A 10,999-nucleotide genomic window follows, 5' to 3' on the forward strand; every position below is an offset into this window, starting at 1 on the left:
GTTTCATGGCCGACATCACTCAGAACTTCAGCCAGCTGCTGCTGACCTATGGCCCCGGTGCCATGATGGACATGCCGGACAATGCCGTGGTCATCGGCGGCCTCCAGGACTGGGACTACAAGGGCTCGAACTGGAAGCCGGTCGAGGAGGAGCGCCTGGTGGCGCTGTTGAAGCAGCAGCTCGGTACCAAGCTGAGCCCGACGTTCTCTGGCCTGCGGCATCCGCCGATGTTTGACGAGGAGCGCCGCGACAGCAACGCGCCCGGCGTCGGCGTGCGGCTGTTTCCCAGCTGGTTCCTGGTCAACGAGGCGCCGTCGAACGGCACGGCGGTGGTGCCGGCCGGGGCCAGTCCCGGCAGCGAGAAACGCCGCCGCATGGTGGAGTTCTCCGAGCTCGACGTTACTGCCGGTGGCAAGCTGTCCTATACCGGCTCCGGCAGTAAGATCGGCGTCAACCCGATCCGTTTCGTCGGCGCCTGCACCAAGGGCCATCTGCAGGACATCGCCTGGCGCTATCTGACCCACCGCGGCAAGGACCAATCCTGCCGCAAGCCGCTGTTCTGGGTCGAGCGCGGCGTCAGCTCCGATCCCTCCGACATCTCGGTGCAATGCACCTGCGGCGCCTCGATCAGCATGGCTGACCTCTACAAGCCGCAGTTTCTCGGCAAATGCGATTGCCATAGTCCATGGCTTACGCCGCGGCGCGATGCGAACGAGCAATGCAATGAGGATCTGCGGCTGCTGCCCCGGTCGGCGACCAACACCTACTTTGCGCAGACGGTGACGGTGATCTCGCTGACCAAGTCGAACGACAGGCTGCGGCAGACGATCGCGGAGAACAAGACGGCACTTGATAGCATCCGCACTGTTCCGAACTTCATCGCTTTCTTGAGGGCTTTCCCACAGCTCAAGGACGCCTTTAAGGACTTTTCCGATGAGGAGATCCTGCAGGCGCTGAACAGCGACGACGGCTCCGGCGCCAATCCGAGCGCGCATCCGCACATCGCCGAGTTCGACATGATGGCAACCGGCGCGCCTGTGATCGGCAGCGATAGTGCCGGATCGTTCTTCTACGGCGAGACGCTGCCGCGCGACGCCCTCAATCTGCAGGCCCCCTGGGATACATTCCTGCAGGCCGTGGTGCGGGTTCACCGCCTGCGCGAGGTGACGTGTCTGTACGGCTTCACCCGCCTGGAGCCGCCACCGACCCCGGCCGAAAGCGAACTCGATGAGATCCAGCTTGCCGTGGGCGGCGCCGACCTCGCCCGCAACGTCGAATGGCTGCCTGCGATCGAGCAGCTCGGCGAGGGCATCTTCCTGCACGTCGCGCCCGACTTCATCCACCAGTGGCTCAAGGCCGACCCAACTGTCGCCAAAGCGGCGAACCTGCGCGAGCGCGAACGCCGCGACGCCGCCCGCTTCAACCGAGAGCCCAAGCACCGCGGCATCGCCTATTGGGCGCTGCACTCGCTGTCGCACGCTTTTATGGCCGAGCTCGCGCTCGAATGCGGCTATCCGCTGTCGTCGCTAAAGGAGCGCATCTATTCCACCGGCCCCGCCCAAGCCGATCGCTTCGGCATCCTGATCTACACCTCCACCGCCGGTGGCCAGGGCACCCTCGGCGGCCTCAGCCACATGGCCGAACGCGCCGGCGATCTCCTGGCCCGCGCTACCCGCCGCCTCGCCCTCTGCTCCAACGACCCGATTTGCGCGGAGCACAGCGAGGGAAGCGAGGAATATCCGCTGCAAGGTGCCGCATGCCATGCCTGCCTGCTAGTACCGGAGACGTCTTGCGAGGCGCGAAATACGCGGCTCGATCGAGGTCTGCTGACTAAAACGGTCCTAGGTGACGGATTTCCGTTGTTGGGTTGAGCCGGGTTGAAGCATCGAACGCCAAAATGAGGGAGCTCAGGCCGATGAAGATCGTTCAGAAGTGGGGATTCGGAATGGCACCCCCTAAAGCTCCCACCCAAAACGAGCGCCTGAAATCGGTACGTACTGTCTTGGCGATCTTGAATGGCGAGATTGTCCAAGATCTCGAAAGGGCGTTGGCAGAGGTCAGTATTGTAAAGGGTCTTTTTAACAGAGTTGCCAGGGAGGACCAGTGGGACTGGTTTTATGTGAAGGGGCAGCTCGGCTATGTCCCTGCAGCTGCCGCAAAGCAGATCGGCTTTGCCCTTGCCAACCTTAGGCTTGCTTTGAAAAACAACGACGAGCTGGCTCTGCGAGATATAAGGGAGGGAACTAAGCGGCTGCAGTTGTTGAAGTATCTACGCATATTTCTGGGAGAGCTGGCACCGACCCATGGGCCAGGTGCTGGCTGGTTATATATCTTGTCAACGCGAGAGATGTCGTCCTATCTGAAAATTGGCATGACGACGCGATCGGTCGAAGAACGAGTACGCGAGATTAATGCGGCGACAGGTGTTCTCGTGCCGTTTGGAATTTGGCGGTGCTGGAGGGTCACCGACCCGCAGCGAGCAGAAAAGCTGGTTCACTCCGCGCTCGACGAGTTCAGAGTGCGTGGGGACCGCGAATTCTTTGCAGTTGAGATCTCTGACGCAGCTAAAACCATTTCATCCGTTTTGAATGAAAGTCGATTACTCGTGAAGTCGGGTAGCTCTGAAGACGAAGGCAGCAGCGTTCCGGGCTGCACATGATCTCCCAATCAATCAAATAGCGCCTAGTGAGGTTTTATGCTCATCGAGCTCAATTACCCGGGGAAACTATAGTGCGATCCTAGCGCATCGCCGAACGAGCCAATAGCAGGATAAGAAATCGCGAGCTGGGGCAGCATTGTATATTTCTGAGATCTATGCGAGCGGCTTCAGGTGCTTCGATCCGACTGCTAACCACGGGCTCACTAGCGTGGTAACGCTTCCGATCCCGCGTCCGACGCCCACGCCTTTTCGCTATCCTTGAGAGCCAACATCGCCATAATCGATATTGCTGCGCCGTTCTCGCTTTGGTTGCCAATGCACAAGTGATACACAGCTACTCGCTTCAAAAGTTCCGCTCCAATACAAGGAGCGTGACCGGGCCACTTCTCTTAAGATAGCGCATGACAACGAAAAAGCGATCTGAACAACATCTTATCGATCAGGCCGGAGAGCAGCTTTTGCGTTCCAGGCTTCCGCGCCACTGGGTCTTGCGGGAGTATCGACCTGACTACGGGCTAGACTTCACGCTTGAGACATTTAAGACGGGCCTGAAAAACGGTGAGGGCCCGGTAACCTACGAAACATTGGGCGAGCATATCTTTATTCAGCTCAAAAGCGTTAGTGCGCCCGAGGTGAAGCCGCTGACAATTTATGGGCGCGGCAACGTCGAGAAGGCGCAAGAAGTCCTGAATAGGGACGACAAGGTCGCTGATCTTGACACCTACCGCTTTCAGCTTGAAGTTAGCGAGCTGGCGACGGTTGAGCGAATGGGTATTGGCGTCCCGGTCTTGCTCGTCATCGCCGATCTTTCAGCGCAGCGGTGTTCGTTCGTGTGTCTGAACGATTACATCGACAAGATTTTGGTCCCACGTCACAAGGACTTCAAGTCCAAAGAGTCACGAACGATTCACGTCCCCGTCTATAATGAGATTGGTACGGATCGGGGCCTAGCTGCCCTTCGTTGGTACGCTAAGCGTGCGAAGCTCATGGCAGCTTTTCAGCGGTTCACATATCAATTTTCGGAGCTGCAGTGGGCAGAACACGGCGATTGGAGGTCGCTTGCAGAGCTGTTTGCGAAGAGGATCATCACGTACGACTTCTGGGATGACACTGAGATGTGCGGGCTGATTCCCTACGACGCAGCCGGCTTGCGACGGTTTATCGATACCGGACAGCCCGGTTTCATAATGCCCGCGGCAGACCTGCCGTCCGGCTTCGATCCCGACAAGATAGCAAAGCACTTTGAGAAAATGGACGTTTTCGAGCTGTGGAGGCAGCTGTCGCTGCTGCCAAAGACGCATGAAGACGTCTGGCGTGAGTGGTTTCTTCCCACAGCACTTGGCTATTCGGCATCATAGGACGACGAACGCTGGGGCGTGGAAAGCGGTCGGCTCATGAAGCTTTTCGAAGACAAGGAACGAACCCGGCAGGAGCCGAAGAAACAGGGCGAAGCCGACTTCGCATTTTACGATTCGTGCGCTTGGCCGTCGATCGAAATCTACCGTCAGCTGATCAACGGCTGGATCGCAGGGCTGCCGGAGTCTGAGCAGGCCGAGATGGTCGCCCGAATGAAGGATAGCGACAGCACCTACTATCAGGCCGCGCTCGCTGAATTGACGCTTCACGCCGCGTTGCTGAAGCTGGGTTATCAGATCGAAATTCACCCGGACTGCCCGCATCCGACTCGCAAGCCAGATTTCCTGGTCAAGACCAAGGACGGCGTTTCAGTCGCCTATATTGAGGTCACTACGTTCGGCCCAACACTTGAAGCCATCGGAATGAGTAACCGGGAAGCAGCGATCTATAACGCTATTGACAAAGTCAAGCTGCCTCCGGGCTTTAGATTGAGCTATGACGCGCTCGCCCGCGGAGCGAGTAGTCCGAACTTGAACAATCTGTGTGCGGAGATCGAGAAGTGGGCGGCAGAGAACGCGCAGGAAGACTCGGAAATCATGCCCGTCAAGACGTTCCTGGCCGAAGACTGGCAGATCGAGCTCACCTTGGTCGGTGGCTTTAAGAAGGACGTTCCCGTGGAGCGCTCGATCGGGAGCGCGATGGGTGATGTTCGTCAAGTGCGGGCGGCGGAGGAAATCCGCGCAGCGCTTAAGAAGAAAGGAAGCCGATACGGAGACTTCGCTCACCCTTATGTCGTTGTCGTCGTAGACTGTAAGGGCGAACTGGCAGGAGGCGAGTCCAACGCCGATAATTTCATCGAAGCCGTTCACGGCACGGTTCACACCGAGGTTCGTACCTTCGCTGATGGAGCCATTGAGACGGAAGACAAGAGACGGAACAACGGGTACTGGGGCTTTCCAGACAGCCCGAGGCATCCGAACGTCAGCGCCGCAATTGTCCTGCCGCGCCCGCACCTCTGGGACTTGCGGGAGGACCGATGGCAGCCACTCATCATGAGGCACCCCTGGGCGACGCACCCGCTGCCGGACGAGGTACTTCCGCTTCCGGGCTGGAAGTTAAATGAGGAAGGCGAGTTCGCGCCCATCGAAGGGACGCGGCTCGCCGATATCCTTGAACTGCCGGAACCGTGGCCGCCTGAGGATTGAGCAGACTGGCTGAAACGTCGACCGCTTCATCGCCGGATCGGTCGATGCGACCAGCATCTGCGAGCTCCTGAACGGGCGGGTCGGGAGGCATTTCCGGTTGGAAGTCGGGGTTCGGGCCACGCCTGCTTCGGCGAGCGCGTCCCCGGAAATCCGTGGATGCGAATGTCGAAAATCTCCGAAGGTGTGGCGCCCAGGCCGGCATCGACCACGAGATCAAAGTTCGAACCCGCCGCGGCGCCGCGCCGCCAGACTATCGACTCCGACGAGGGCCAAGCCAGGCTCGTCCGTCGAGCGCTTCGTGCCCTCGCCAACCTGCTTTCGATGATCGTGGTGCCGAAGCCACGCTCCTCCGCCCAAAACCCCGCGCTGCGGGCCTTCTTGCGACCGATCCAGTTCGGTTTGGTTAGAACCTGGATGGCTAGATTGCCGAACTCCGACTTGTCCCCATCCTCGAGAAACAGCGAGACCAGGCCGGGATCGGAATACGGTAGAAGTCCTATCGTCCATAGCGTGGCTTGCCCGAGATTGCCGAGCCCGAGCAGCCAGAACGCCGCTGGCAGGTAGGCAAGATCTACGTCGTCCCCGTCCTCATAGCCGGGCGACGACGCCGAGTTTCTCGATGTCCTGCGACAGGCGAGCTTGCCTCCGAGCACGGCGCTACGGAAGACCTCGCCGATGCCCATGGCGACCGCCAGCACGCCACCGATCTCGTTGCCGCCTCGCGGCGCATCAGCCGGCGCCTCAATGCCGACGAGGCCGGCCCAGCCGTCGGCCCGACATAGCGCGCCGCGTTCCGCGGCGATCAGCAGCGCCGCCTGGCCCCCACGGCAGACTGGCAGCGACATCCGCAGTCAGGACGAGCGCGGCCCGGTCGAGCTTGCGCCGCGCTGCGTCGTAATCGGCACGGCCATCGCCGCGCATGAGCAGATGCGCTAGGCGATCGTCCTCGCCGCAGCTATTGCGTCCAATACCCAGTGGCGTAGCGCGGATCCCCAGCAAGCAGAAATGGAAACGAATCGTCGGACCGCGCCCATCCTTGAAAGGCGCGTGAAACGCCACTGTCAGCGGCCACAAAGACGACGATCTCCGGGTGAGCCGCACTGCATCGGCGAGCAGCACGAGCAGACGCGTCTCCCACCATTCGCCCCGGAATCTTCGGAGATCGTGACTCCGGCCACGGTTTGAATACCTTGCGGTGCGATTTCCGCACGCGTCAACAAATAGTTACCGCGGCCATCCAGAGGACCAGCTGTTTTTGAGATAGGTCAAAAATCGAAATACAACTTATGATCGACTAAAGGTGCACCGATCGTTCCTCTAATTAACACAGCGGTGAGGATCACGATGTCGCTACTTAAAAGTCTCCAGCCTAAACTGGCTGAGGTAGATCCGTTTGTACATAGTGCGACGGTGGTGGCCTTGAGTTCGCCGGACCTCAGCGCGGGCGACAGGATGAGAGTTGCTCGGACGGTTCGTGAGCGGGTCAAATCACGCCGCGAAGCAGTTGAAAAGGATCAGGCTACGAAAGCGATCACGCGTCCCAGCGTCCCGACTACCTATTGCAGAAAGCCGCTCGCGGCATGTCTCGTGAGGAGATCGCAGTGCAGGAGCTATTTCGCGATCGAGTCCTGTGGTGCTGAGATAAGTCGAAGCGGGCGGACAATCGAGCGAGCATACGGCCTAGCAGACTGACGAGATCTCAGCATCCCGCTCGGTCTCAATGATGATTTGCTGCGACCGCGCGTTACCTGCTGAAATGGAGACTTGGCAAGCGGCCCGCTCTCGATCTGTTGGGGCGTCATCCGCAGCAACACGGAGGAACTCATGAGCGATCAAATACAATCAAACTATCACGTCCTGCTCATCGGCATCGATGCGTACAGCGTCAAGCCGCTTCATGGTTGCGTGAACGATATAGATGCGATCCAGCGGCTGCTCCTCGGCGAGCGAGTGGCGATCCCGAGGGATCGGATCAGACGCCTCGCCTCTCCTCATCCGAAAAGTCCGCATGAAACCACCGTGGACAGTAAGCCAGCGACACTTGCCAATATGCGAACAGCGCTTGCCGAGCTCGGCTCAGAAAAGGTAGCGAAGGGCGATCATGTCTTTATCTACTACTCGGGTCACGGATCGCGTGTACACGTTCGCACGCCAGACAAGACGATATTCCATCGAGAGTCGCTTGTACCGGTTGATTTTAACGTGCTGCCGAACCAATGCCAGCTCATGCTCGACTTCGAGCTCAATCAATTGCTTCAAGCGATAACAGAGCGCACCTCGGCCGTAACTGTTTGCCTAGACTGCTGCAACTCCGCTGGAGCGACTCGCGACGTCGAGCGGGACGGATTAGTTGCCCGCTTCATCGATTCGCAGTCGGAACCCCGCCTTGCAGAACCGCTCGCGGTTTCACCCGAGATTGTGCGGGCGGAACGCTTACGAGGCGTAGCTGCCGGCGTGGAGGAATGCCAAGTTGTGGCAGCCTGTCTCAATCACGAGGAGGCGAAGGAGTTCACCGATGCCAGCGGCGTTAGAAATGGTATGCTTACTCACTCGCTAGTGACCTCACTAAGCGCTATGCCAGATAACAATCTTCGGTCGGTTCCGTGGGCCCGCATCTGGCAGAAAATGCGCGCTGATGTTGAGACCAGGAACCCCTGGCAGCATCTTTGGATGGCTGGCAACCTCGCTCGTAACGTGATCGCAGGGGAGCCGGTCGCGGATGACCCAGGACTTTCGATCGAGCGCACCGAGGGGAATTCATATCGGGTCTATGCCGGCACGCTGGCGAGCATTACGCCGGGCGCCATGCTTGCTGTATATGGTGACAAGCCACCCAAATTCCCCGCTCTCGACTCAGATGACGATCGAAAGGCGCGGCTTGGCGATGTCCTGCTAAAAGTGACTCGAGCGGATCGATCGACATCATTTGCCGAAGCAGATGGAGCACCATTCGATTTGCCCCCGGGGGCGCGCGGCCGGCTTGTAAGATCAGGAACGCCAGCACGGCTTCGCTGCGCTCTGGTGCCTCAGAGCAACGAGCTTCTCACGCAGCTCTCTTCTTCACCGCTATTGGAAATCGTGGATAAGAGTAGCTCAGAGGTCCAGCTTGTGCGCGGTGCTGATGGTAGCTGGGCGCTTACCGACGATGTCCACGGCGCGAAGCCGGGTTACCCCGTCTTGTACACGTTGCGGCCTGAGAATATTGATCGGGCGAAGGAGGTGCTTGAGCACTACTTCTATTACGCACTTCCCCTACGTATGGCGACTCTCTGCTCTGACCTTTTGGGAGCATTGCAAGTCAGCCTGCTTGCCTCTCCCAAGAATCTCACGTCCGAGGAGGCCCAGGCTGCGGAGCTGCCTGAGGCCACGCGGGGGCGAGAATTCCCATACGACTTGGTGGCGGGAGACAACTTTTGCATCCGCGTCCGCAACAGTTCGAGGGAACATTTGCGAGTCACGCTGCTGAATTCAGCGGCGAGCGGCAGGGTCCAGTTGCTCGGCGACCAAGAAATTGATCCAAACAGCTTCTACGTATTTTGGGTCCAAAATAATCTTGGAATCCCGTTCTCAACGACACTGCCGTCTGGCGCCACTCAGAGCATCGATCGAATTGTGGCGATCGGCACGACAGCACTTGGCAGGGATCTCAGCTATCTGCGCGTCGACGCGAGATTCGCGGATGTCGCCAATGCCACGCGAGGCGCGGGTAGGGATATTGAAGACAATACCACGAGTAGCCCTCCCGCAGAGCAGTGGACCGCGACCCAGACCATCGTTCGGACAGTTCGCGCAGCGGCCTTCTGAATGCACTCGAAGATGACAAACGGCAAAACGTGCACTGCGGAGAGACCGAAGATTAAAGTCGTCCCACAATTGGGCCATTCTCGCGGGGTTAATTCGGTTGCTATTTCCGGCAAGATGGCGCTGTCGGGGGGTGATGATGGCACGCTGAAGCTTTGGGACCTACCCACGGGGCTCGAGATTCGCACGTTTGAGCGACATTCGGGCAAGATTACTTCAGTTGCCATTTCGCCGAACGGTAAGACCGCGCTGTCGGGGGGGCATGATGGCACGCTGAAGCTTTGGGATTTGGCCACGGGGCTCGAAATTCGCACGTTCAACGGACAGTCGGGCGAGGTTACTTCGGTTGCCATTTCGCCGGACGGCAAGACTGCGCTGTCGGGCTATACGTCCAATATACTAAAACTTTGGGATCTCGCCTCTGGCTTGGAAATCCGCCCTTTCGAGGGACATTCCTGCTGGGTCACCGCGGTTGCCATCTCACCAGACGGCAAGACAGCACTATCGGGGGCCGAGGAGTGGTTTGCTCCACACAGAGGCGAACTCAAGCTTTGGGACTTGGCCAACGGCCACGAGATCCTCTCGTTTGAGGGAGATCCGGGCCAAGTCAGTTCGGTTGCTATCTCACCGGACGGCAAGACCGCGCTGTCGGGGGGCAGAGGCGAACTCAAGCTTTGGGACTTGGCCAACGGGCACGAGATCCGCGCCTTTGGATCGGGAACATCCTCGGTTGCCATTTCTCCGGATGGTAAGAATGCACTGTCGGTCGATTCCGGCAAGGAGCTGAAGCTTTGGGACTTGGCCACAGGGCGTGAGATCCGCTCGTTTCAGGGACAACATAGTTGGCTCACCTCAATTGCGATTTCACCGGATGGCACGACCGTTCTGTCAGGAGACAAATATGACAAGCTAACGCTGTGGGATCTGGCGTCAGGACGCGTTATTCGCAGCATCACGGATCGCGTGGCACCTGTCGGTTCGGCTGCCTTTCGGCCGTATAGCCGACACATCCTGACGGGTGATAGCGGTGGTGCAGTAAGACTGTGGAGTCTGGGGACAGGCCGGCAGATCTGGGCGTTCGAAGGGTCCGGAGCGGTCACTTCGGTTGCGGTTTCGGCGGACGGCAATAACGTCCTGGCGGGCACTTTCCTTGGCATCTTGTATTGGGTGGGCTCGGAAATCCGACCGTTCCGGGGATATTCGGCCCAAGCGTCCACGTTGGTTGCCATTTCAGCGGATGGTAAGATCGGACTGTCTTGCGGCATTGATCACGAACCGGTTTCTAAAGCACCAGCGACCTACCGAACCAGGCTCAAGCTGTGGGATCTAGCAACACAGCGGCAGATCTGTTCGCTTGAAGGAGATTCCAACGAGGTTTCCGCGGTTGCCATTTCGCCGGATGGCAAGACTGCACTGTCGGGGGGCAGAAACGAACTCAAGCTTTGGAATTTAGCCACAGGACGCGAGTTCCGCCCACTTGTGGGAGACCCGGGCTGGGTCCAATCCATTGCAATATCGCCGGACGGCGCGACAGCCCTGTCAGGGGCCGAGGAAGGCAAACTCAAGCTCTGGGACCTGGCCACGGGGCTCGCGCTTCGCACGTTCAACGGACATTCGGGCAAGATTACTTCAGTTGCCATTTCGCCGAACGGTAAGACCGCGCTGTCGGGGGGGCATGATGGCACGCTGAAGCTTTGGGATTTGGCCACGGGGCTCGGGATTCGCACGTTCAACGGACAGTCGGGCGAGGTTACTTCGGTTGCCATTTCGCCGAACGGCAACAACGCACTGTCGGGAAGTGACGACGGGACGGTGCGCATTTGGGATGTGAAGACTGGAGAGGAATTGATTAGCTTCATGGCCGCTCTAGATCCAGACTTTACTTGGCTTGCGTTAACGCCGCCACGCGCACACGGATTCTTCAACGCCTCGCACATCGAGAATAACCTCGTGGCGGTGGTCCGCGGCTTCGAAGCCA

Annotated in this window: 7 protein-coding genes; 6 read left to right on the forward strand and 1 reads right to left on the reverse strand. The window is 59.0% G+C overall.

Going from position 1 to position 10,999, the window contains the following annotated elements; genetic code table 11:
- Positions 1 to 5: 5 nt before the first annotated feature.
- The 4 genes from BRAS3843_RS18815 (at position 6) to BRAS3843_RS18830 (ending at position 5,220) form a co-directional block, all read left to right on the forward strand.
- A complete protein-coding gene (locus BRAS3843_RS18815) occupies positions 6 to 1,871 on the forward strand; it encodes a DUF1998 domain-containing protein (RefSeq protein WP_008970587.1) in 1,866 nt (621 codons plus the stop codon).
- A gap of 44 nt (positions 1,872 to 1,915) precedes the next feature.
- Positions 1,916 to 2,659 (forward strand): GIY-YIG nuclease family protein, encoded by a 744-nt coding sequence (locus tag BRAS3843_RS18820; protein ID WP_175361137.1) that lies wholly within the window; start codon positions 1,916 to 1,918, stop codon positions 2,657 to 2,659.
- A gap of 401 nt (positions 2,660 to 3,060) precedes the next feature.
- Positions 3,061 to 4,017: a DUF4365 domain-containing protein gene (locus tag BRAS3843_RS18825; RefSeq protein WP_008970589.1), complete on the forward strand. Its 957-nt coding sequence runs from the start codon at positions 3,061 to 3,063 to the stop codon at positions 4,015 to 4,017.
- A gap of 36 nt (positions 4,018 to 4,053) precedes the next feature.
- A complete protein-coding gene (locus tag BRAS3843_RS18830) occupies positions 4,054 to 5,220 on the forward strand; it encodes a hypothetical protein (protein ID WP_008970590.1) in 1,167 nt (388 codons plus the stop codon).
- 26 nt (positions 5,221 to 5,246) lie between these two features.
- On the opposite strand, the gene BRAS3843_RS18835 is transcribed toward BRAS3843_RS18830, so the two are convergent.
- A complete protein-coding gene (locus tag BRAS3843_RS18835; RefSeq protein WP_008970591.1) occupies positions 5,247 to 6,065 on the reverse strand; it encodes a hypothetical protein in 819 nt (272 codons plus the stop codon).
- 979 nt (positions 6,066 to 7,044) lie between these two features.
- Between BRAS3843_RS18835 and BRAS3843_RS18840 the strand changes: the two genes are divergently transcribed.
- Both BRAS3843_RS18840 and BRAS3843_RS18845 read left to right on the forward strand, forming a co-directional pair.
- Positions 7,045 to 9,024, forward strand: coding sequence for a caspase family protein (locus tag BRAS3843_RS18840; protein WP_008970594.1), 1,980 nt, complete (start codon positions 7,045 to 7,047; stop codon positions 9,022 to 9,024).
- 12 nt (positions 9,025 to 9,036) lie between these two features.
- Positions 9,037 to 10,999 (forward strand): WD40 repeat domain-containing protein (locus tag BRAS3843_RS18845; protein ID WP_175361138.1); only part of this gene is annotated, 1,963 nt, incomplete at its 3' end.

This window comes from Bradyrhizobium sp. STM 3843, from assembly GCF_000239815.1.
GTDB lineage: Bacteria > Pseudomonadota > Alphaproteobacteria > Rhizobiales > Xanthobacteraceae > Bradyrhizobium.

What these genes read in the sequence shown, in the direction of transcription:
- BRAS3843_RS18835 (WP_008970591.1), bottom strand. Translation starts at nt 6,065, where the DNA reads ATGTCGCTGCCAGTCTGCCGTGGGGGCCAGGCGGCGCTGCTGATCGCC.
- BRAS3843_RS18825 (WP_008970589.1), top strand. Translation starts at nt 3,061, where the DNA reads ATGACAACGAAAAAGCGATCTGAACAACATCTTATCGATCAGGCCGGA.
- BRAS3843_RS18820 (WP_175361137.1), top strand. Translation starts at nt 1,916, where the DNA reads ATGAAGATCGTTCAGAAGTGGGGATTCGGAATGGCACCCCCTAAAGCT.
- BRAS3843_RS18815 (WP_008970587.1), top strand. Translation starts at nt 6, where the DNA reads ATGGCCGACATCACTCAGAACTTCAGCCAGCTGCTGCTGACCTATGGC.
- BRAS3843_RS18840 (WP_008970594.1), top strand. Translation starts at nt 7,045, where the DNA reads ATGAGCGATCAAATACAATCAAACTATCACGTCCTGCTCATCGGCATC.
- BRAS3843_RS18830 (WP_008970590.1), top strand. Translation starts at nt 4,054, where the DNA reads ATGAAGCTTTTCGAAGACAAGGAACGAACCCGGCAGGAGCCGAAGAAA.